This is a genomic window from Metabacillus schmidteae (assembly GCF_903166545.1).
Classification (GTDB): Bacteria; Bacillota; Bacilli; order Bacillales; family Bacillaceae; genus Metabacillus; species Metabacillus schmidteae.
On sequence record NZ_CAESCH010000001.1, the window covers coordinates 4,163,054 to 4,185,516 of the forward strand.

21 protein-coding genes are annotated in these 22,463 nt (G+C 35.8%); 5 read left to right on the top strand and 16 right to left on the bottom strand.

Annotated elements, in window-relative coordinates; translation table 11 throughout:
• Window positions 1-139 precede the first annotated feature (139 nt).
• Window positions 140-1,258 (top strand): sporulation integral membrane protein YtvI, encoded by a 1,119-nt coding sequence (gene ytvI / locus HWV59_RS20420; RefSeq protein ID WP_175639892.1) that lies wholly within the window; start codon window positions 140-142, stop codon window positions 1,256-1,258.
• A 73-nt stretch (window positions 1,259-1,331) separates the two neighbouring features.
• Here ytvI and HWV59_RS20425 read toward each other — a convergent pair whose 3' ends face one another.
• From HWV59_RS20425 to dnaE, 8 genes are all read right to left on the bottom strand, one after another.
• Complete coding sequence (locus HWV59_RS20425; RefSeq protein ID WP_102230703.1) at window positions 1,332-1,718, bottom strand: FxsA family protein; 387 nt, start codon at window positions 1,716-1,718, stop codon at window positions 1,332-1,334.
• Window positions 1,719-1,835: 117 nt separating this feature from the next.
• Entirely contained in the window at window positions 1,836-3,596 is a 1,761-nt protein-coding gene (gene pyk, locus HWV59_RS20430; RefSeq protein WP_102230702.1) for a pyruvate kinase, read from the bottom strand.
• A 133-nt stretch (window positions 3,597-3,729) separates the two neighbouring features.
• Window positions 3,730-4,689 carry a 6-phosphofructokinase gene (gene pfkA, locus HWV59_RS20435; protein WP_175639893.1) on the bottom strand — a complete coding sequence of 320 codons (960 nt, stop codon included), beginning with the start codon at window positions 4,687-4,689 and terminating at the stop codon, window positions 3,730-3,732.
• A gap of 253 nt (window positions 4,690-4,942) precedes the next feature.
• Window positions 4,943-5,920, bottom strand: coding sequence for an acetyl-CoA carboxylase carboxyl transferase subunit alpha (accA, locus tag HWV59_RS20440; RefSeq protein WP_175639894.1), 978 nt, complete (start codon window positions 5,918-5,920; stop codon window positions 4,943-4,945).
• Entirely contained in the window at window positions 5,914-6,792 is an 879-nt protein-coding gene (gene accD / locus HWV59_RS20445) for an acetyl-CoA carboxylase, carboxyltransferase subunit beta (protein WP_102230699.1), read from the bottom strand. The genes accA and accD overlap by 7 nt, the downstream gene beginning before the upstream one ends.
• Window positions 6,793-6,924: 132 nt before the next feature.
• Window positions 6,925-7,551 (bottom strand): FadR/GntR family transcriptional regulator, encoded by a 627-nt coding sequence (locus HWV59_RS20450; RefSeq protein ID WP_175639895.1) that lies wholly within the window; start codon window positions 7,549-7,551, stop codon window positions 6,925-6,927.
• A gap of 17 nt (window positions 7,552-7,568) precedes the next feature.
• Window positions 7,569-8,798: an NAD(P)-dependent malic enzyme gene (locus HWV59_RS20455; protein ID WP_175639896.1), complete on the bottom strand. Its 1,230-nt coding sequence runs from the start codon at window positions 8,796-8,798 to the stop codon at window positions 7,569-7,571.
• A gap of 318 nt (window positions 8,799-9,116) precedes the next feature.
• Window positions 9,117-12,446 carry a DNA polymerase III subunit alpha gene (gene dnaE / locus HWV59_RS20460; protein ID WP_175639897.1) on the bottom strand — a complete coding sequence of 1,110 codons (3,330 nt, stop codon included), beginning with the start codon at window positions 12,444-12,446 and terminating at the stop codon, window positions 9,117-9,119.
• A gap of 174 nt (window positions 12,447-12,620) precedes the next feature.
• On the opposite strand from dnaE, the gene HWV59_RS20465 reads away from it, so the two are divergent.
• The 3 genes from HWV59_RS20465 (at window position 12,621) to HWV59_RS20475 (ending at window position 13,907) form a co-directional block, all read left to right on the top strand.
• Complete coding sequence (locus tag HWV59_RS20465; protein WP_026560822.1) at window positions 12,621-12,956, top strand: YtrH family sporulation protein; 336 nt, start codon at window positions 12,621-12,623, stop codon at window positions 12,954-12,956.
• Entirely contained in the window at window positions 12,953-13,456 is a 504-nt protein-coding gene (ytrI, locus tag HWV59_RS20470) for a sporulation membrane protein YtrI (RefSeq protein WP_102230695.1), read from the top strand. Before HWV59_RS20465 ends, ytrI begins: the two co-directional genes overlap by 4 nt.
• Before the next feature lie 262 nt (window positions 13,457-13,718).
• Entirely contained in the window at window positions 13,719-13,907 is a 189-nt protein-coding gene (locus HWV59_RS20475) for a hypothetical protein (RefSeq protein WP_102230694.1), read from the top strand.
• Window positions 13,908-14,096: 189 nt separating this feature from the next.
• On the opposite strand, the gene HWV59_RS20480 is transcribed toward HWV59_RS20475, so the two are convergent.
• Window positions 14,097-15,038: a DHH family phosphoesterase gene (locus HWV59_RS20480; RefSeq protein ID WP_175639898.1), complete on the bottom strand. Its 942-nt coding sequence runs from the start codon at window positions 15,036-15,038 to the stop codon at window positions 14,097-14,099.
• Window positions 15,039-15,197: 159 nt separating this feature from the next.
• Here HWV59_RS20480 and HWV59_RS20485 point away from each other — a divergent pair, with 159 nt between their 5' ends.
• Entirely contained in the window at window positions 15,198-15,491 is a 294-nt protein-coding gene (locus tag HWV59_RS20485) for a YtpI family protein (protein WP_102230692.1), read from the top strand.
• A gap of 141 nt (window positions 15,492-15,632) precedes the next feature.
• On the opposite strand, the gene HWV59_RS20490 is transcribed toward HWV59_RS20485, so the two are convergent.
• From HWV59_RS20490 to HWV59_RS20520, 7 genes are all read right to left on the bottom strand, one after another.
• A complete protein-coding gene (locus tag HWV59_RS20490) occupies window positions 15,633-16,949 on the bottom strand; it encodes a CBS domain-containing protein (RefSeq protein WP_175639899.1) in 1,317 nt (438 codons plus the stop codon).
• Window positions 16,950-17,061: 112 nt separating this feature from the next.
• Entirely contained in the window at window positions 17,062-17,307 is a 246-nt protein-coding gene (locus HWV59_RS20495; RefSeq protein WP_102230690.1) for a hypothetical protein, read from the bottom strand.
• Window positions 17,308-17,648: 341 nt separating this feature from the next.
• Entirely contained in the window at window positions 17,649-18,329 is a 681-nt protein-coding gene (locus HWV59_RS20500; RefSeq protein ID WP_175640126.1) for a metal-dependent hydrolase, read from the bottom strand.
• A 130-nt stretch (window positions 18,330-18,459) separates the two neighbouring features.
• Window positions 18,460-19,227, bottom strand: coding sequence for an SDR family oxidoreductase (locus tag HWV59_RS20505; RefSeq protein WP_175639900.1), 768 nt, complete (start codon window positions 19,225-19,227; stop codon window positions 18,460-18,462).
• 249 nt (window positions 19,228-19,476) lie between these two features.
• Window positions 19,477-19,638 (bottom strand): hypothetical protein, encoded by a 162-nt coding sequence (locus HWV59_RS20510; RefSeq protein ID WP_175639901.1) that lies wholly within the window; start codon window positions 19,636-19,638, stop codon window positions 19,477-19,479.
• Between the two features lie 76 nt (window positions 19,639-19,714).
• Window positions 19,715-21,088 carry an argininosuccinate lyase gene (argH, locus tag HWV59_RS20515; RefSeq protein ID WP_175639902.1) on the bottom strand — a complete coding sequence of 458 codons (1,374 nt, stop codon included), beginning with the start codon at window positions 21,086-21,088 and terminating at the stop codon, window positions 19,715-19,717.
• Complete coding sequence (locus HWV59_RS20520; protein ID WP_175639903.1) at window positions 21,085-22,284, bottom strand: argininosuccinate synthase; 1,200 nt, start codon at window positions 22,282-22,284, stop codon at window positions 21,085-21,087. The genes argH and HWV59_RS20520 overlap by 4 nt, the downstream gene beginning before the upstream one ends.
• Window positions 22,285-22,463 lie beyond the last annotated feature (179 nt).

Genomic DNA, 22,463 nt, shown 5'->3' on the forward strand with positions numbered 1-22,463 from the left:
GCATAAAAAATAAAGTATAAACAAGCTCTATATGTAATAAACATGAATATAACTATAAAAAATCTATGTGCTCCAATATATTGCTAGCCAATTTTCATATGGCCCATAGAAGAGTTTAGCATATGGGGGGATTGCAGGAGTGAATTTGCAATACGTAAATGGCGTTTTAAGGGCTTTGTTAATTCTGGCCATCATCTTTCTAGGTATATCCATTAGTTATTATCTCGCAACATTAACTTATCCATTTATTATTGCGATTTTAATTAGTATGCTTATTAATCCTATTGTAAATGGTATAGAACGAGTTTTTAGAATCCCAAGAGGATTTGCGGTTATCATCTCTATAATGCTCTTAATTTGTATGATTGCAGGTATTCTTATTCTTTTAGTTGCTGAAATTGTTGCAGGTACGACTTATTTAGCCAAAGTCATTCCAGGTCACTTAGATTTATTTGCTCTTTACATTGAAACATTCTTCCTTACAAAAATTATGCCCTTCTATAATCAATTAACTTATTTCTTTAATACTCTTGAAATAAATCAGCAACAATCTATTATTGCAAATATCCAGAATATTGGCGAGCAAGTTGCATCAAGTGTAGGAAACTTCATTAAAAGCTTTTTAGAAAACATCCCTGTTATCATTAGTTGGCTTCCTAACACTGCTACTGTTATCATTTTTTCATTATTAGCCACATTTTTCATCAGTAAAGATTGGTATAAATTTAAGTCTGCCGTTGCTGTTTTTATCCCTAAAAAAGCAAAATCAAGTGGAAGAACTATTTTTGAGGAATTAAAAAAAGCATTAATAGGTTTTATTCGCGCACAGGCAACTTTAATTTCTATTACAACAGCCATTGTCTTAATTGGTTTATTAGTCTTACGAGTTGACTATGCCATAACTATTGCCCTTTTAATTGGATTAGTTGATATTCTCCCGTATCTAGGTACCGGGTTAATCTTCGTCCCGTGGATTGTATACCTTTCTTTTAGTGATGGTGTACCTCTAGCAATTGGACTTGGCATTCTCTATTTAATCGTCTTGGTACAGCGGCAAATCATGGAACCGAAAGTCCTTTCTTCAAGTATAGGTTTAGATCCTCTTGCTACACTTGTTGCTCTTTTTATCGGCTATAAAATTATAGGGTTTTTAGGGTTGATAGTTGGACCTGTTGCACTGGTCGTTTTAAAAACATTGAAGAGTGCTGGAGTGTATGGAGATTTGTGGAAGTTTATTGTGGGCAACAACACAAAATAAAAAAGTTGGGCAGTCCCTGTTGTTTTTATTGGGAACTGTCCCTATTTTTTATTACAAATCAGTACCTATATTGTCATCTTATAATCGTAAATTGATTTTTGTCGATCATTTTTCTAATCACCGCTTGAAGCAGAGGTTTTATTTTGTTCCTTGTTAAAGGAATCAATAGTAAAAAACCAACCGTATCGGTAATAAATCCTGGAGTTAGTAGCAATAGGCCTCCAATTAAGATACATAACCCATCTATTATTGCATTTCCCGGAATTTGGCCGTATTGCATTTGCTGCTGAGCATTACGCATTGCCTCTAATCCTTGTTTTTTTGCAAGCCAAGCACCAATTACTCCTGTCAAAATAATAATTAAAATAGTTGAAACTGTCCCAATTGTCTTACCAGAAAGGATGAATAATCCAATTTCCAAAGCCGGAATAACGATGATTAGCAGCATCAGTAAGCGCACACTTTCACCTCTTCTCACATCAACTTCTTAGAAAACTCTCTTTACTATATGATATTCGTTTATAGTAAAAAAGAGAAGGAAAGTACCCTTCTCTTTTCTATATATTTTCTTTACATATTAAAGAACGCTTGCATGCCCTTGATAGATTACACCTCTTACGGCATCAACTGTAATATCCTGACCATCATTCAAAATAGTTGTTGCATCTGCTACTCCTACAATAACAGGAATTCCAAGGCTTAAGCCCACTACTGCAGCATGGCTTGTTAGACCGCCTTCTTCAGTAATTAAGGCTGAAGCTTTTTCAAGTGCTTCCATCATATCACGATCTGTGCTTTGTGCTACAAGAATTGCACCGTCTGTCATTTTTTCTTGAGCATCTTTAGCTGTACTTGCCACAACAACTTTACCAAAAGAAGTTTTTCTTCCAATTCCTTGTCCCTTTGCAAGTACGTTACCAATAACATGCACTTTCATTAAGTTTGTCGTTCCAGACTCACCAACAGGAACACCAGCTGTAATAACAATTAAGTCACCGTGTGTAACTAAACCACTGTTAATTGCTTGCAATATAGACGAGTCTAACATTTCATCTGTTGAAGTTGAGTGGTTTCCACTTCTTGGATAAACTCCCCAAACTAATGCTAACTTGCGGGAAATTGAATCTGAAACCGTTACAGCAATAATTGGTGCCTTTGGACGATATTTAGAGATCATTCTAGCTGTGTGACCACTTTCAGTTGGAGTCACAATAGCAGATACACCTAAATTTAATGCCGTATGAGCAGTAGATTGTCCAATTGCATCTGTAATCGTTGTTCCTACTTCTGCACTTCGTTTTGAAAGAATTTGTTTATAATCTAAAGCTTGTTCCGCTCTTGATGCAATATTATGCATTGTTTGAACCGCTTCCACCGGATAAGAACCCGCAGCTGTTTCACCAGAAAGCATGATTGCATCCGTACCATCAAAAATAGCATTTGCTACATCACTTGCTTCTGCACGTGTTGGTCTTGGATTACGTTGCATACTGTCAAGCATTTGAGTTGCTGTAATAACAGGTTTACCTAGCGCATTACATTTACGAATTAACTCTTTTTGAACTAATGGCACTTCCTCAGCTGGAATTTCAACACCTAAATCTCCGCGGGCTACCATTAAACCATCTGAAACTTCTAAAATTTCGTCGATGTTGTCAACACCCTCTTGATTCTCGATCTTAGGAATGATTTGAATATGACTTGCATTATGCTCTTCAAGTAATTCACGAATTTCAAGAACATCTGAAGCACGACGAACAAATGAAGCAGCAATAAAGTCAACATCTTGCTCAATTCCAAATACGATGTCTCTAGCATCTTTTTCAGTGATCCCTGGTAGCTTAACACTAACACCTGGTACGTTAACACCTTTTTTATTTTTCAATGTACCACTGTTTTTGATTAATGTTTTAATTTCACCTTTTGCATGATCTAAACTAAGAACCTCAAGTTCAATAAGACCATCATCAAGTAAAATAGTTGAGCCAGTATGTACGTCATCAATTAGTCCTTCATACGTTACAGAGAATTTATCTGTTGTACCTACAACTTCTTCCATAGAAACGATAATTTCATTTCCAGCGATAAGTTCAATAGCACCGTTTTCCATTGTATTTGTACGAATCTCAGGACCTTTGGTATCCAATAAAATCGCAACATTTTTATTTAATTTTTCTGAAGCTTCTCTAATATTCTTAATTCTTGCACCGTGTTCTTCAAAATCCCCATGGGAAAAGTTTAGTCGAGCTACATTCATACCAGCTTGCATCAATTCAGATAATTTATCAATTGCTTCACTAGCTGGTCCAATCGTACATACAATCTTTGTTTTACGCATATTGTTTTCCTCCTACTATTTGGCGAATAAAGGATGAGACAATCTGTAACAGCCTAATCCTCTATTCATTGTTTGTATGGTTATTTATTGACTTAAGAAGTCATGTTTTTATGGAAACGATACCACCAGGTTTTTATATAGATAACTCTTTTGATAATCTATACATGTTTTCATCAATTGCATGAGGCTGATCAAGAATTTCAAGAATATCGTGGTGAACTAGTTCATTTTTCTGGATACCAACACAACGTCCACCTTTACCTTCTAATAGTAATTCAACAGCAAATGCACCAAGTCTGCTTGCCAATACACGGTCAAATGCAGTTGGAGAACCTCCACGCTGAACATGTCCTAATACTGAAACGCGTGTTTCAAATGAAGTAGTTTCTTGAATTTTTTTCGCGAAATCAACCCCACTGCCAACACCTTCTGCAACAATAATGATACTATGTTTTTTACCGCGCTCATGTCCTCGTTTTAAGCGAGATACAACTTGGTCCATGTCATAATCAGCTTCAGGTATTAAAATGGTTTCTGCCCCACCAGCTAAGCCTGACCAAAGAGCAATATCACCAGCATGTCTTCCCATAACTTCAATTACATATGTACGTTCATGAGATGTTGCCGTATCACGAATTTTATCAATTGCATCAATAACTGTATTTAAAGCAGTATCAAATCCAATTGTAAAATCTGTTCCAGGAATATCGTTATCAATTGTTCCAGGCACACCAACACATGGGAATCCGTGTTCAGTAAGCTTTTTAGCTCCCATATAAGATCCATCTCCACCAATAACGACCAAACCTTCAATTCCATGTTTCTTCAGTTGCTCAATACCTTTTTTCTGCCCTTCTACCGTTTTAAATTCCGGACATCTAGCAGAATATAATTTTGTTCCTCCACGATGAATAATATCACCTACAGAGCCAAGTTCTAATTTTTCAATTTTACCTTCAATTAATCCAGTGTATCCGTGATAGATTCCATATACCTCAATATCGTGAAAAATTGCTTTACGAACTACTGCACGAACAGCAGCATTCATACCAGGAGAATCTCCTCCACTTGTTAAAACACCTATTTTTTTCAACCTTACCTCACCCCATTATATAAAGTAGAAATTTCCGAATTACTTCAAAAATAACATGAAAATATTATAGATACAACAAAAGGTCAACTTTTGTCGAATATCCGTTTTATGAGCCTTTTTCATTATACAATAAATTATCAATTGTGTTTAATGAATTATGTAATTTTGCAAAATTATTGTCCAACTTTGCCATTCCTGCAAAGCATAAAGAATCCGAAAAGAAAACGTGGACCTATCCAGGCCGCACGTTTATTTATTTTACCCCAAGAAGATCGTTTGCAAACGACACTTGACCTATTCTTTTATATTTCTCATAACGATGTTGGATCAGCTCTTCGTTATTCATCGTTGAAAGTTCTTTTAATGAATTTGCCATAACTTCTTCAATATGCTTAGCTTGAAGAGCTACATCTTTATGGGCTCCACCTTTTACTTCAGGGATAATTTCATCAACTACACCTAATTCCTTTAAATCCGGCGCAGTAATTTTCATCGTTTCCGCTGCTTTTTTTGCCAAACCAGCATCCTTCCATAAAAGAGCAGCAGCACCTTCAGGAGAGATCACTGAATACGTAGAGTTCTCTAACATATGAATGTAGTTTCCAACTCCAAGTGCTAAAGCTCCACCGCTTCCACCCTCTCCAATGACGATACAGATCACAGGTACTGAAAGTCCGGCCATTTCAAACAGGTTTTTAGCAATTGCTTCACTCTGACCTCTTTCTTCAGCTGCCTTACCTGGATAAGCACCTTTCGTGTCAATAAAACAAATAATCGGACGGTTAAATTTATCTGCTTGTTTCATTAGTCGTAACGCCTTACGATATCCTTCCGGATGTGGCATACCAAAGTTTCTTCTAATATTTTCTTTCGTATCTTTTCCACGTTGATGACCAATAACCGTAACCGGAACATTTCTAAATTTAGCAATTCCACTTACAATCGCATCATCATCGCCATAGTAGCGATCACCGTGACATTCAATAAAATTTATAAAAATATGCTCAATATAATCCAGAGTTGTTGGACGATTTGGATGTCTGGCAATTTGAACTCTGTCCCATGGTTTAATATTTGAATAGATTTCATTTTCCAGCTTTTCTAACCTTGCTTCCAATTTTTCAATTTCTGAAGATAAGTCCACATCAGATTGAGCTGTAAATTCCTTAAGCTCTTTAATTTTTTTTCTTAGCTCCATCACCGGTTTTTCAAATTCTAATTCTCCTACCATGTGATCTCACCTCCCGCTTGATGAATATCAAGGATATTACCAAGTGTCTCTTTTAAATCCTGTCTATTAATGACCGAATCTAATTGGCCATGCTTCAATAAAAATTCAGCGGTTTGGAAGTCTTCCGGCAACTCTTCCCGTATTGTTTGTTCAATAATTCTTCGGCCTGCAAAACCTATAAGTGCACCCGGTTCTGCAAAATTATAATCACCAAGTGAAGCAAAGCTTGCTGAAACTCCACCTGTAGTTGGATGAGTCATAACTGAGATAATTAAGCCACCATTATCACTAAAAAGTTTCAGTGCTGAGCTTGTTTTAGCCATCTGCATTAAGCTTAAAACACCTTCTTGCATTCTTGCTCCACCAGAAGCTGTGAAAATGATGATTGGCAATCCCTTTTCATTTGCTGTTTCGATTGCACGGGTAATTTTTTCTCCAACAACAGACCCCATACTTCCCATTCTGAAGCTTGCATCCATTATGGCAACACTTGTCCTAAACCCGTTAATATCACCTTCACCTGTAACAACCGCTTCATTTTGTTTTGTTTTTTGACGGTCTTTCTCTAATTTTTCTTCATACCCAGGAAAGTTTAATGGGTTTTCAGAAATCATTTCTTTATCATATTCAATAAAACTGTTTTCATCAAATAAGCTTGCAATACGCTCTCTGGCATTCATTTGATGATGATAGGAACAATTCATACACACTTTTAAATTTTTGACTAATTCCTTTGTGTACATAATTTTTTTACAGTTTGGACATTTTATCACAATTCCCTCTGGAACATCTTGTTTTGCCTGATCTGAAGGAATTGAAGCATATTTCTTTTTCTTTGGTTTTTGTTTTGTAAATAGATCTTTAAGTTGCAAAAAAGGTACCTCCCCTTTACTTAAACTACTACTCTTTGATCGTTTCAATAGTAAATAAATTATTTCGATTATTGTCAATTAACATAACTGTAACCAATGATGGACAAGGATGTTGTAGAATTCTGTCTGTTTTTATTCGACATTTTCTTTAAGAGATACCGATTCATAAATTCTGTACACTTCCGCTTGGTCTTTTTCTAATAAAGCATTTATTAGCTTTTCACCATGGTTCTTTTTATAAAAGGATTCATCATTGCCTTTATGAACAAAGTAAACATATTCATTTAATACATTCCAAATACGATATAAAAGATGGTTATTGGCTAAAACCATTAGTTCTTTCATAAATTCATATCTGCTCATTACACGGTTATGAATTTTATCTCCTAATAAGTGCAATGTTTCATGGTCATCATTTGATAATATTAATTGTAAGGCATTACGTTCAAGAAGATTATTCATCTCAATAATATCATCTATTGCCTTTGTGTCTTCCAATATAAATGTACCGAGTAATTCAATGAGATTATGTTCTCGAAAATCCTTTAAAAAGGTGCCTTCTCCTCTTCGGGTTTCAATCATTCCGAGTAACTCAAGTGCTCTTAATGCTTCGCGAACAGAGGACCTTCCAACCTTTAATTTTTCAGCTAACTCTCGTTCGGAAGGAATTTTATCACCATAAGATAGTTGCTTTTCTGCAATAAAAGCCCGAATATAGCGAAGAATCTCAATATATACTTTTGACTGTGCCGTTGACAAAGACGTATCACTCACTTTTAATCAATTATGGCAAGCTGCCTTGTTTTTTCAGCTACTTCCTCAGGATCAACCTTTATCCTCGCTACGCCTGTCTCCATTGCAGCCCTTGCTACTGCAGATGCTACAGCGGGGGCCACTCTTGAATCAAAAGGTGCTGGAATTACATACTCAGAACTCAAATCATCTTGTGAAATAAGCGATGCAATAGCTTCAACGGCTGCGATTTTCATTTGCTCATTTATATGTGTTGCTCTTACATCAAGTGCTCCTCTAAATATTCCTGGAAAAGCAAGAACATTATTCACCTGATTTGGAAAATCAGAGCGACCGGTACCAATTACCTTTGCTCCTGCCTCTTTAGCATCTTGAGGCATAATTTCAGGGACAGGATTTGCCATTGCAAATATAATGGGATTTTCATTCATTGATTGGACCATTTCTTTTGTCAATGCACCTTGAACAGAAACTCCTATGAATACATCTGCTCCTATTATAACATCAGCAAGTGAGCCTTCTTTTTGATCCCGGTTTGTATATTTAGCAACTTCTGCCTTCACGCTGTTCATACCATTATGTCTATTTTCAAAAATAGCTCCTTTAGAATCACACATGATGATATCTCTGACACCATAACGGTACAATAGCTTAATAATGGCAATTCCCGCAGCTCCAGCACCGTTTAGGACTACACGTATATTTGACATGCTTTTACCTGTCAGTTTTAAAGCATTAACAAGTCCTGCTACTGTTACAATTGCCGTGCCGTGCTGATCATCGTGGAAAATTGGAATATTTGTTTCTTTTTTTAACCTTTCTTCAATAACAAAGCAGTTAGGTGCAGCTATATCTTCTAAATTTACTCCTCCGAATGTTGGTTCAAGGAGTTTAACAGTTTTTACGATTTCATCTATATCTGTTGTATTCAAACATATTGGAAAAGCATCAACACCAGCAAAACTTTTAAATAAAACAGCTTTTCCTTCCATTACAGGTAATGCGGCTTCAGGCCCAATATTACCCAAGCCTAATACTGCAGTTCCATCTGAAACTACAGCCACCATATTTCCTTTCATTGTGTAATCATATACCTTGTTTTTATCATCATAGATATCCTTACACGGCTCAGCTACACCCGGTGAATATGCCAGACTTAAATCATAGGCATTCTTTACAGGAATTTTCGATTTAGATTCCAGCTTTCCCCTGTGAACTCGATGAATATGTAATGCTTCTTCACGCAATGACATAAATGAACACTCCCCTATGAAAATCGTTAGAATATCACACTTCTTTAGAGCACCCTTAGCAGCCTTTAGAGTGAATGAGTGAATGAGTGAATTGAATTGCAGCTCATCTCATACTCTCTTTTAGCCAATTTTTAAATTTTCCAACTAAAAAAATGTTGAATAGTCACGAAAAATATTATTCTTCGATAGCATTATTTCTTACCCCTTAAGTGGTCTGACCACCTATTAATCATTATTAAATGATAACATAAATCAATACTTTGTAAAGTGTCGTTTAGGGTTAATGCAATGATCATAGTTACATATCATCTAACGAACTTATCCTTTTATTAACACAACATTTTCTGTACCCAACAGTTTCATTAATTCATTTAGACAAGTATCTGATGCTGAAATAAAGAACTCCTCAGGTAATTGAATCGTTCGTTTCTCTATTTCATAATGAATGAAAACAGGTGTTTCCCCATGAAATTTTTTAAGTGTGTCCTTTACTTGGATAAGCTTATTTTGTTCAGTACTCTGCTTTTCTATTTTAATGAAAAGCTTTTTCTGTCGAGACGGCTCGGGCAAATCATCTGGATCCATTAGTTGTTGAATGATAAATTGGACCTTATCTTGCCGTTTCTCCACCTTACCTGCAAATAAGAAAACGGATCCATCCTTTGTTTTCTCACTATATTTTGAGTATACTTGCGGAAATAAAACAGCATCAATTTCACCAGTTTCATCTCCTAGACTTAAGAAAGCCATAACTTCACCTTTTTTGGTACGAATGTTTTTTATTGAGCCAATCATCGCACCAATGGAAGCTTTTCGATTAATTTTAGAAGTTAATTGATCAATAGTAACAGCTTCCATCTCAGCTAACTTATTGCGGAAAACCTCAACAGGATGACTGGAAAAATAAAAACCTAATGATTCTTTTTCAAATCTTAGCTTTTCTTCTGTTTTAAATGAATCTACCTCGATGTATTTTGGCTTTATATTAAACTCATCATCTAAAAACAAATCATAATGCTGATCATCTGAAGGTGTCATAAGTTCAGCATGTTCAATTGCAACGTCTAAACTAGCTAATAATGTGGCCCTATCGACTTTAAACTCGTCCATTGCTCCTGCAAAAATTAGCTGCTCCATCGTTCGTCTTGTAATAATTTTCATTGAAACTCTAATACAAAAATCAAATAGGTCTTCAAACGGTTTTTGTTTTCTTGTATGAAAAATTTCTTTAACAGCTGCAACCCCTACATTTTTAATTCCTGTTAAGCTAAAACGAATAGCTTTGCCTTCCACAAGAAATGGAAAAGCACTCTTATTAATGGAAGGAGGCAGAATTGAAATTCCTTTTTGCTTTGCTTCCCGTACATATTGAGCAACCTTTTCTTCATTTCCACTAACACTTGTTAATAATGCAGTTAAAAAATATAGAGGGTAATTAGCTTTCAAATAAGCTAATTGATATGCGATCATGCTATATGCAACAGCGTGGCTACGGTTAAATCCATAATTAGCAAATTTCACAATCAAATCGTAAATGGAATTAGCTATTTGCACACTATAACCATTTGACTGACACCCCTTAACAAAATGCTCTCGCTCTTTATCAAGGATTTCTTTCTTTTTCTTTCCTACGGCTCTTCTTAATAAATCGGCTTCCCCTAATGAAAAGCCCGCCATAGTGGAAGCTATCTCCATGATTTGTTCTTGATACACAATTACACCATACGTATTCTGCAAAATTGGTTTGAGTGCAGGATGCAGATAGGTTATGTCACTTTTCTGATGTTTTCGATCAATATAAAGTGGAATATTTTCCATTGGTCCCGGCCTATACAAAGCATTAACCGCAACGATATCTTCAAGAGTTGTTGGCCCCAAGCGTTTGAGGACACTTCTCATTCCATCAGATTCAAGCTGAAATACACCTGTTGTATCTCCTTTAGATAAGAGGTGGAACGTTTTTTCATCTTGATAAGGCAGCTGCGAAAGGTCTATACCTTTTCCTTCTCCACGCTGGATCTGAACGATCACATTTTCTATTAAAGACAAATTTCTTAAACCAAGGAAATCCATCTTTAAAAGTCCCAGGTCTTCTAAATAATCCATCGAAAACTGAGTTAAATAAACACCTTGCTGTCCTTCCTGTATGGGGACAATATTTGTAAGTGGCTGATCGCTTAGGACAACACCTGCCGCATGTGTTGACGTGTGGCGGGGAAGCCCTTCAATTTTCAAAGCTGTTCTAAATATTTTCTTGTATAGTTCGGTTTCCATTACCGCTTTTTGAAGAGTTTGCGATTCTTTATATGCATCATTCAGCGAAATTCCAGGACGTGAGGGTATCAGCTTGGAGAGGACATCCGTTTCTTTTGGCGAGGCACCCATTACTCGACCTACATCACGAATCGCAGCTTTTGCTGCCAAGGTACCAAAAGTGATAATTTGAGCAACATGAAGCTTACCATATTTTTCAGCTACATATGAAATCACTTCGTCACGCCTTGAATCCGGAAAGTCAATATCAATATCCGGCATTGATATACGCTCAGGGTTTAAAAACCTCTCAAAAAGCAATCTGTGTTGAATAGGATCAACATCTGTAATTTTTAATACGTATGATACAAGGGAACCAGCTGCTGAACCACGACCTGGACCAGTCAAAATATTATTTTCATGAGCATATTTCATAAAGTCCCAAACAATTAAAAAATAATCACTAAAATTCATCCGTTTAATAACATTTAGCTCATACTTTAACCGCTGCTCATATACAGAATCTTTCTTCTTTAAGCGAATTTCCAATCCTTTGAAGCATAGTTCCTCCAAATAATCATCTGCACTCTCATTTGCAGGAGTTGGATATGTTGGTAAATGTGAAACACCTAAATCCAGATTTACACAACATCTTTCAGCAATTTTTAATGTATTTTCCAGGGCATCCGGATAGTTCTCAAATAGTGAGACCATATCATTAGCTGATTTTAAATAATGCTCTTTTGAATCTTTACCGTCACTATCTTCATCAGAAAGCTTGTCTCCGTTTTTAATTGCAAGTAAACATTTATGTGCTAAGTAGTCTTCTTTTTCTAAGTAGCAAACGTCATTAATAGCAACAAGAGGACTGTTTGTTTGGTTGCCAAGTTTAAGCAAATGTTCAAAAACATCACCTTCCTGCTTAGATAGCAATTGAATGCCTATGTAAAATGATTGTTGACCAAAAAGCGCCTGGTATTCCTCTACTTTGTTAACCGCATAATCTAAGTTCAACATATTTCGTCCTGGGAGAATGGCAATTAATCCAGAGCTGTAACTTCTTAACCACCTCTTAGGAAGTCCTTCCGGTGACTTAGTTTGCAGGGCGCTACTAATCTTGATTAGGTTTTGATAACCCTCATTATTCTCAGCTAAAAGAATGAGAGGAATTTGTATATCATCATCTATTACATGAATGGACAAGCCCATAATTGGCTTTATACCATTTTGTTGGCATAGTTTATAAAAGGCAACAGCACCATACATCACTTGAAAATCTGTTAATGCCATCGCTTTGAATTGAAGTTCTTTCGCTTTGTTTACTAGTTTATCCAACCTCGCTGCACTAGTTAGTAAACTGTACGCACTTTTCACTTGGAGATGAACAAAGGGCATGGATATCCCCCTTTCTTGTCAAAATCAATTCGACCGGTTTCTTACACAATATTATATTCCTGTATAGGATGCTGTACAAATAAGAGCTCTTAAAAATTAGCACCATTAATTTTCTTCATCTCAAACATACTTAAAAAAGGTCGTCCATATATATAGTATAGGAGGTTGATGGATATGGACAAAGAAGCCTTTATGCCGGCTTTTATTCATAGTTATTTTATTGCCTTAGGAGTGCTTTTAGGCGGGACTTTAATTGGTGCTATCGGGGCATTTTTAGCAGGAGAACCGCCATTAACAAAAATGTTTGAATTTGCAAATCGATTAAAGATATGGGCTCTAGTTGCCGCGATCGGTGGAACCTTTGACGCATTTTACAGTTTTGAACGTGGAATTTTCCAAGGTGAAACAAGAGATATTGTTAAACAGGTACTCTTAATTGTTTCAGCTATGGGAGGAGCACAAACAGGCTGGCTTCTTATTACTTGGTTAACTCAGGAGCATTTATCGTGAGAATTCCACCACATTATCAGCAGCCAACTTGGCAACGATTTTTTGCAGGAACAGCAATAGGAGCAATTATTAGTTGGGGTGTTTTTCTATTTATTTTCGGTGTTATTCAAGAAAAGCACAGTACAATTATAAATGAGCAAAAGCAAACAATTCAAGAATTAGAGAACGATAAAAAAATTTATCAGGAAGAATACACAAAATTAAATAAAGAAGCACAAAAAAAATTAACGATTCAAGAAATTAAAATACATTTAACAAATGGTGACCGCTACCTCTTTAAGGAGTTCAGGATTAAAAATATTGAAAATATAATAAAAGAAGACTTAAATGATTTAATCGCGAAAGATATTGAAAGTGTTTCCTCCAGTCAACTTTTAATCGAACGGACAATTGAAAACCGAAGACTTGAATATGATGGTAAAAAATACAAACTTGAAATGACAAAATTATTGTTGCACACCACCTTATACATCGAAATAGAAATATCATTTCTTGATTAAGGGAAATCCTTCTTAAAAACCAACAAATCACCAAGCAAAAAAAATCAATCGCAATTCCTTCGTTTTTTCGTTAAAATAGAATTAGGAAAACAAGGAAAATGTTTGAGGAGTCAGTTTATGTTGAAATTGGCTTCTTGGACTTTAACTACGTCAATTCATCTTCTCAAATACGATTTCTCATACTCTGCAATGCATTAATATACCTTGTTATCCAATCATACATCACGATTGTGCAGGAAAATATATTATGGAGGGATGAGATATGTATATTTTAAACTCAAAAAAAGTAGCTCAAGAGAAAGTAGAAACCATTAAAAGAGGGTTTTCAGCTTATGTTGAATCTGCTGAACTTGCGGGTTTAATAAAAAAGGAATTAAAAACATTACAACTAGATGTATACGAGGATGTTACAGAGCTGGGTTTTTGGTTTATTCCGAACAGAGAAAAGTAAGCGCTTTTAATTATCCATTTGAACTTCAATAGATAATTTCCTCAGACTCAATATTAACCAGATCTTCCATCAAAGAAGTACAGACGGCATTATTCCTCAATATTTAAGTTCCTCACATAGTTTATCTTTATACAAATTTTTGTGCATAGAAAAGGGCTGTTCATATAGCAATAACAGCCCTTAGTTTTATCATATATGATCTTGGCATAGTTTATCTAATTCATTGACAACCAGATTTGCTTCTTCCCAACTATATACAGATGCACCAGAAGCGAGAGGATGTCCTCCACCATTATATCTTTTGGCTAATCCATTGATTACAAGGGTTTTTGCGCGAAGACGAACACGAATTTGTTTCTCTTCTTCCACAAAAAATACCCATGCTTTTACTCCTTCAATATTACCCAAAATCCCCACCAGCTGTGACGCTTCAGATGGAGTTACTTCATATTCTTCTAACATTTCCTTTGTTATCTTCATTGATGCCGCACCCGAAGATGCTAAAGAAAAATTCTGTAGAACATAACCGCTCAATTTAGCTACATTTCGCTTTGTTTTATAAAGTTCATCATAAATTGGTGTAGGATTAATTCCTGCAGAAATTAATGCACTTGCATATTGGAAAGTTTTCTCTGTTGTACTTGGAAACAGGAACCTCCCTGTATCTCCAACAATTCCTGCATACAATAGCTCTGAAGCCTTTTTCGAAATCTGTAGTCCTGTTTCCTTGCCCGCTAAATATAACTCGTAGATCATCTCACTTGTTGCACTAGCTGTTGTATCTACCCATATGAGGTCACCATACTGATCATCGTTTGGGTGATGGTCAATTTTGATAAGTTTCTTTCCTGTATGATAACGCTGATCACTCACTCTTGCCTGATTTGCCGTATCACAAACAATGACTAATGAATCTTGATAAAGTTCATCTGGAACAAGATCCATCTTATAAAGAAACTCTAACGATGGTTCTGTTTCTCCAACAACATAGATTTTCTTATCAGGATAAGATGCTTTTAATATTTCAGCCAATCCACATTGTGATCCGTAAGCATCAGGATCTGGACGTACATGACGATGAATAATAATGGAATCATGAGTGCGAATTTCTTCTAAAATTTGTTGTTTCATTTCGTTCTCCTTTTTATCTTATATAAATTATTAAATCATAATTTGCTGGATTTAAAAAGAATGTTTAATGAGCTGTATCATTTTTTATCACTGTTTTAACTTAGGACATGTTAAAATAAATACGTAATAATCTGAATTGGACCTGTTGGAGGTATTAAAATGCCAGTTTTAGTTGTCCTAATTATTTTTACTTTCGCTTTTTATCTTTACTATAAGATCAAATCTTATCGATCAAATAAACCCATTGAAAAGCGTTGGATATCGGCAAAATCAAGCATTGCTTTAGGTTTGTTTGTAGCATTCTTCGGAATAAATCAGCTCTTTCTTTATCGCTCAACATTATCCTTTGTGATTGGAGCTGTCTTTCTTCTAATCGGCTTTGCAAGTGCATGGGCAGGTTTTCGTGCCTATAAACACTATTTGCCTCAAGTGTTGGATGAATTACGGCATTAGAAACTAAAGCTTATCGCCAAGTCCTAATGGCGAAAGCCTTAGTTTCTTTACTATCATCCATACCCATATACTTCTAAAAGTAAAAATAAAAAGAGGTTTGTAGTCTTTTGATGAAGGTCATAGACTATAGTTACCTCTTTTTTATCTTTCAATTAGCTGTACCATTAACATTGCCTTTCCTACAACTACTCCATTGCTAAACGCTTCAACATCAATCTTTCCAAATTTGCGTCCAACCTCAAGGATTTTCGGATGAATTTCAAGCATTGATTCCATTTGAACTGGTTTTATAAAGTAGATCGTAATATTCTCAACCACAATGTCACCTTTCTTTTGTGCTCTTAAAAAACGATTTACGGCTTCGGTGACAAGTGTTGTAAATACCCCATACGAAATGGTACCTAAGTGATTTGTCATTTGCGGGCTGACTTCACAACGAAAAATACTGCTTCTTTTTGCCTCATCGTCAATTGTCACAAACTGATTCGTCACGATATCATCAAGTTTTTCCCCAATTTGCGGTTGTCTTTGAATAACCTGAAGGGCTTTAAGAACGTCTTGACGGCTAATAATTCCTAGAAGCCGATTTTGTTGGTCAACAACCGGGAGTAGTTCAATCCCTTCCCAGACCATCATTTGAGCTGCGGAGGCAACAGATGTTTTTCCAATAACTGTAATCGGACTCTTAGTCATGACTTTCTCAATTAAAGTTGAATGATCATTCCCCATAATATCCTTAGACGTCACAATTCCTTGTACTTTAAGGTTTTGATCAATTACCGGAAATCGTCCATGGCCTGTCTCATAATTATGTTGATACCATATGGCAACTGTGTCTGATGTATATAAACAAATTGTTTTATCTACAGGAGTTAAAATATCTTCAACTTGGACAATTTCTTTTTTGATTAACTGATCATATATTGCTCTGTTAATCATAGCTCCGACTGTGAACGTATCATAACTTGTAGAAATGATCGGCAATTCAAGTTCGTCAGCAAGCTTTTTTACATTATCTTCTGTATCAAAACCACCTGTAATTAAAACAGCTGCTCCCGCCTCTAACGCAAACTGGTGTGCATTTGTTCTATTCCCTACTATAAGTAGATTACCGGCTCCAGTATATCTCATCATCGCATCAAGTTTCATAGCCCCAATGACAAATTTATTTAATGTCTTATGTAATCCTGCTCGTCCACCTAAAACCTGACCATCAACAATATTTACAACTTCCGCATATGTTAACTTTTCAAAATTTTCCTTTTTCTTGGTTTCAATCCGAATCGTACCAACCCGTTCAATCGTACTAACATACCCTTTATTTTCTGCTTCTTTTATTGCTCTATAGGCAGTTCCTTCACTAACATTAATATCCTTCGCAATTTGCCTAACAGAAATTTTTTCTCCTACTGGCAGTGAAGTTATATGCTGTAATATTTGCTCGTGCTTTGTAGCCAAGCTGCATCACCCTTTTTCTATTTGTGCATCTATCTCTGCAAATACAACTCTTACGAAATAGCTGTTTAAACAAATGTTTCCACTTATATTATAAGGGTGATAATAGCTTATATCAACGCATCGTTTGGCGTTGTTTTTTTCTTTGTAGCGACTCTTTATATGCTTTTACCTGTCTTGCAGATGCAGTCCGCTTTGGACGATATAAATACTGTGCAAAGTTCCCACCTATAACAAAGATTGCTAAACATAACCAACTTAATACAAACACAGTTTGCATCTGATCTCCTGTAATTGTAATGTTTTGTAGTCCAAAGTAAAGCATTAATAATGCCAGAAAAGCATAAAGTAAATTTTTCATTTTACCCATCCTCCTACATCATAACTTTATATTCATTCTATGCATGTACATGAAAAATAGAAGCATTTCTTGTCCTATCATTCTCTATATTTAATACCTTTCCGAAATATACAATAAAAAATTGACGCATCACAATGATGCGTCAATTCAGACTGTTGACAAACGCTCGCTTTCTTCGTTACTCACCTTGCTGCGGTGCTCATTACCAACCCCGGTAACTCCGCTCCTCACAAGGCTTCGTGCCTCGAAAGCAAGCGTTAGCAATCAGTCTGAAGAGCTAGCGATTTTTACTTTGTCTACAAACTGAATTGACGCATCACAATGATGCGTCAATTCTTTTTTTACACATTATATGTTTCTCCTACTTTTAAAGGAAGTCCTACACCCTCTGGGAGCAGCTGAGCGAATTTCATAGGATCTTGTTTAATAGCCGGGAAGGTGTCGTAATGAATCGGGACGACCCTTTTCGCCTTCAGCCAACTTGCAGCGTCTCTTGCATCCTCAGGGCCCATTGTTAGATTATCACCAATAGGTAGAAAAGCAATATCGATTGAGTTTCTTTCACCTATCATTTTCATATCCGAAAACAATCCGGTATCACCTGCATGATATAGCGTTTTGTCCTCTGCTGATATTAATACACCTGACGGCATCCCGGTATAAATAACAGTTCCATCTTCTTCCTGATAGCTTGACCCATGAAAAGCCTGTGTAAGCTTTACCGTTCCAAAATCAAATTGATACGCCCCACCCAAATTCATCGGATGAATGTCAATTCCATTCTTCCCTATGTAAACAGCCAGCTCATAAGGAGCAATGACTAGTGCATTGTTGTTTTGGGCTATTTCAACTGTATCGCCAACATGGTCGTTATGACCATGTGTGAGGATAATAACATCAGCCTTTACTTGATCAACAGTTAAATCAGTTAGAGGATTGCCTTTAATAAACGGATCAATGATAATATTTTTCTTGTTACACATAACTTGTACGACAGAATGACCATGATATGAAACTTGCAAACTATTCACCGCTTTCTCTAAAATATAGATTTGATATATAAAAGGAACATATATATTTCTAAAAACCACCCTTATAAATTTTACCCACTACCTGCTATAGTTTAAACATTAGTACGAATTTCTTCCTTTTTCACACATGAAATCGATGGATGACATTTGCTCCGCCAGTTACTTCTATAATTGTTCCTGTGATCATGTCGGAATTCTCATCACATATAAACGCTATAGTTCGTGCAATATCTTCCCCTGTGCCAGACCGTCCAATTGGTGTTGTTAATGGAACTTCCCTTATTTTTCTCGATTCTTCAATAGTTGCTTCTTTCATTTCCCCAATAATCATTCCAGGACAAATCATATTGGCGGTAATCCCATGTTCAGCTTCTTCGATACTTATTGATTTTGTTAAAGATACTAACCCCACTTTAGCTGCACTAAAAGCAGAACGATGAAGCCAACCTGGTGAAGTCTCAGCGCCTTGAAAACCATATGTAACAATTCTTCCATATTTTTGTTTCCTCATAATTGGAACTACTTTTCTAAATAAATGGAAAACAGAACTCAAGTTTCCTTCGATCATTTGGTACCATTCATCATCAGTATAATCGGAAAGCTTTTTTCTTTCAAAAATATAAGGTCCTGCATTATTGATTAAACAATCAATTCTACCAAACCGTTCCAGTGATACATCGATCATGTTTGATAGATCTTCCTTTTTTGTAATATCACCTTGTACAAATAAAATACGATCAAGAAGTTGAGAGTAATTCGCTTTGAGCTCATTTACTGCTGCGATATCATTTCGGTAATTGACAGTGACGGAATATCCCTTTTCCAAAAATTCTTCTGTCACTTTTTTTCCTAACCCTTTAGATCCTGCAGTAATAAAGGCATGTCTCACGATATCATTTCCTCCCTGCTAAGCCTGTCTTATTCTATACATCTTTATTTGATCTCTTTAATGAATATTCCTTCATTTCTACCCTCTACATTCATATTAGGTGCTACTATAACAATAAACAAAAAGGTATATTGATTCTATTCTTATTGCTTTTTTTGATGAATTTATTGATACGTTGCGGATTTTCATGCGGAAGCATTGGAGGGCATACAAAAAGCTGACCTAATAATAAGCCAGCGATTGTTCTTTTTATATATCTCTACTCAATCTTAAATGCTCTTGGAGAAAGTTAGGATCATACTGTTGTTCAACAACACCACTTGAATAGGAATCTGTAAGTTGTTGCATCGTTTCTTGTTCGCCAAGATGGTCATAATAATATGTTTGTCTTGTTACTTTTTTCTCTTTCAAAACAAAATCAGCTCCTTATTTTCAGTTTACGAACTTTAGTGTCTCTGAAAATAAGGAGCTTATACGGTGAATATTTCTATGAAAGTGTTGCTTTTGCTTTTTCAAGTGCTTTCTTTACAACTTCAAAGCCAGTCCCACCAGCACTCATTCTTTTTCTTACAGCTTCGTAAGGATTAATCATCTCATATATATCCTCTTCAAAAAGATCTGAGGCTTTTTTATAGTCTTCAAACGGCAAATCCTTCAAATAAATTCCGGACTGGATACATTGATAAACTAAAGTTCCAACAACTTCATGAGCTTCTCTAAAAGGCATTCCTTTTGTTGAAAGATAGTCCGCTAATTCAGTTGCATTTGAAAAATCTTCGGAAGTAGCCTTTTCCATTTTTTCTTTATTAACCTTTAATGTATCAATCATTCCGATAAAAATTTGTAAGCTGCCTTCAATTGTTTTAACCGTGTCGAACATACCTTCTTTATCTTCTTGAAGATCTTTGTTATATGCAAGCGGAAGACCTTTTAAAATCGTTAAAAGTGACATTAAATTACCATATACTCTTCCTGTTTTTCCTCTAATTAACTCTGCCATGTCAGGATTTTTCTTTTGCGGCATGATACTACTGCCTGTAGCATACGTATCATCCAGCTCAATAAATTGGAATTCCTGAGAGCACCATAAAATGATTTCTTCACAAAAACGAGATAAATGCATCATCAAAAGAGAGCTATTGCTTAGAAATTCGATGATAAAGTCACGGTCACTAACCCCATCAAGACTATTTTCATATATACCGTCAAAATCAAGCTTTTGTGCTGTATATTCACGGTCAATAGGAAATGTAGTTCCGGCAAGCGCAGCACTTCCTAATGGGGAGATATTAATCCGCTTAAGAGATTCTGTAAATCTTTGCTTGTCACGGTCCAACATCCAAAAATAAGCCATTAAATGATGTGCAAACGAAATCGGCTGTGCTCGTTGAAGATGTGTATAGCCAGGTAAAATCGTTTCGACATTTTCTTCTGCTTTTTCAATCAGGGATTTTTGGAGGCCCTCAATAAGTTCAACAACCATTGCAACATGCTTACGTAAATATAAATGCATATCAGTTGCAACCTGATCATTACGGCTTCTACCTGTATGTAGCTTTCCTCCCACAGGTCCGATTTCATCAATTAACATTTTTTCAATATTAAGATGAATATCTTCATAGTTAACTGAAAAAGTAAGTTCATTCTTTTTAGCTTTTTCTAAAAGAGTTGTTAAGCCATTTGTAATTTGATCTGTTTCTTCTTTGCTAATAATCCCACACTTGCCTAGCATATCAACATGTGCAAGACTGCCAGTGATGTCTTCCTCAACTAATTCCTGATCAAAATGGATGGATGCGCCGAACTCATCCACCCATTGTTCAGGGGTTTTTTGGAAGCGTCCACCCCAAAGTTTTTTCATACTTCCACCTTCTTGTTTTTCACCATGCTGTTTACTTTTGTTGGTAATCCAAATAATTCAATAAATCCGATTGCTGCATTGTGATCAAATGCATCGTCTTTTGTATATGTTGCAAGCTTTTCATCATATAAAGAATACTCTGATTTTCTTCCCTCTACGATGGCATGACCTTTAAATAATTTTACTCTTACAGTACCTGTAACATACTTTTGTGTTTCTTTTAAGAATGCATGCAGGGCAGGTTTTAATGGAGAGAACCATAAACCATTGTAGATAAGTTCAGCCATTTTTTGCTCTATAACTGGTTTGAAGTGAGCTACTTCTTTTACAAGTGTTAAATCCTCAAGTTCTTTATGAGCTTTAATTAACGTCATTGCACCAGGGCATTCGTAAACTTCACGAGATTTAATTCCCACAAGTCTGTTTTCAACATGATCGATACGTCCCACACCATGTCTACCAGCAATTTCATTTAAAGTTAAAATAAGTTCATGTAATGGATATGCTTTACCATTGATCTTTACTGGAACACCTTGTTCAAAGTCAATTTCAATTATTTCTGCTTGGTCTGGTGTCTTTTCTAAAGGTGTTGTTAAATCGTATGCACCTTCTGGTGGTGCAGCCCAAGGATCTTCTAAAATACCACACTCATTACTTCTTCCCCATAGGTTTTGGTCGATTGAATATGGGCTATCTAAATTAATCGGAATCGGAATACCGTGCTTTGAAGCATACTCAATTTCTTCTTCACGTGACCAGCCCCATTCTCTAACTGGAGCAAGTACTTCAAGATCCGGATTTAATGCTTTAATAGAAACTTCAAAACGTACTTGGTCATTTCCTTTTCCAGTACAACCATGAGCTACTGCTACTGCGCCTTCTTTTTCTGCGATTTCCACAAGCTTTTTCGCAATTAACGGACGAGATAATGCAGAAACTAATGGATATTTTCCTTCATATAAAGTGTGTGCTTGTAATGCCACTAACGCAAAGTCATTTGCAAATTCTTCTTTAGCGTCAATCATATATGATTCAACTGCACCTACTTGTAGAGCTTTTTGCTGAACGAATGCAGTATCTTTTCCTTCACCTACATCAAGACATGCTGCAACAACATCATAACCTTGTTCTTGTAACCATTTAATTGCAACAGAGGTATCTAATCCTCCGGAATATGCTAAAACTACTTTTTTCATCTATTTGTTCCTCCTCGGTTGTATAAAAATGAATATGTGTTTATAAAAATACATCTTTTGTATAGGTACCACTTTACCAACTGTATCCCTATTTCGTCAATAGAAAAATTGTATATTTTTGCAGAATATTTGTATAAAAATTAAATTTAATTATATTTTATTCATTTTTTTCATTTTTG

What these genes read in the sequence shown, in the direction of transcription:
- HWV59_RS20465 (WP_026560822.1), top strand. Translation starts at nt 12,621, where the DNA reads ATGGACAAAGAAGCCTTTATGCCGGCTTTTATTCATAGTTATTTTATT.
- pyk (WP_102230702.1), bottom strand. Translation starts at nt 3,596, where the DNA reads ATGCGTAAAACAAAGATTGTATGTACGATTGGACCAGCTAGTGAAGCA.
- dnaE (WP_175639897.1), bottom strand. Translation starts at nt 12,446, where the DNA reads ATGCCCTTTGTTCATCTCCAAGTGAAAAGTGCGTACAGTTTACTAACT.
- HWV59_RS20485 (WP_102230692.1), top strand. Translation starts at nt 15,198, where the DNA reads ATGCCAGTTTTAGTTGTCCTAATTATTTTTACTTTCGCTTTTTATCTT.
- HWV59_RS20475 (WP_102230694.1), top strand. Translation starts at nt 13,719, where the DNA reads ATGTATATTTTAAACTCAAAAAAAGTAGCTCAAGAGAAAGTAGAAACC.
- HWV59_RS20455 (WP_175639896.1), bottom strand. Translation starts at nt 8,798, where the DNA reads ATGTCATTGCGTGAAGAAGCATTACATATTCATCGAGTTCACAGGGGA.
- HWV59_RS20495 (WP_102230690.1), bottom strand. Translation starts at nt 17,307, where the DNA reads ATGAAAAATTTACTTTATGCTTTTCTGGCATTATTAATGCTTTACTTT.
- HWV59_RS20480 (WP_175639898.1), bottom strand. Translation starts at nt 15,038, where the DNA reads ATGAAACAACAAATTTTAGAAGAAATTCGCACTCATGATTCCATTATT.
- HWV59_RS20520 (WP_175639903.1), bottom strand. Translation starts at nt 22,284, where the DNA reads ATGAAAAAAGTAGTTTTAGCATATTCCGGAGGATTAGATACCTCTGTT.
- accA (WP_175639894.1), bottom strand. Translation starts at nt 5,920, where the DNA reads ATGGTAGGAGAATTAGAATTTGAAAAACCGGTGATGGAGCTAAGAAAA.
- argH (WP_175639902.1), bottom strand. Translation starts at nt 21,088, where the DNA reads ATGAAAAAACTTTGGGGTGGACGCTTCCAAAAAACCCCTGAACAATGG.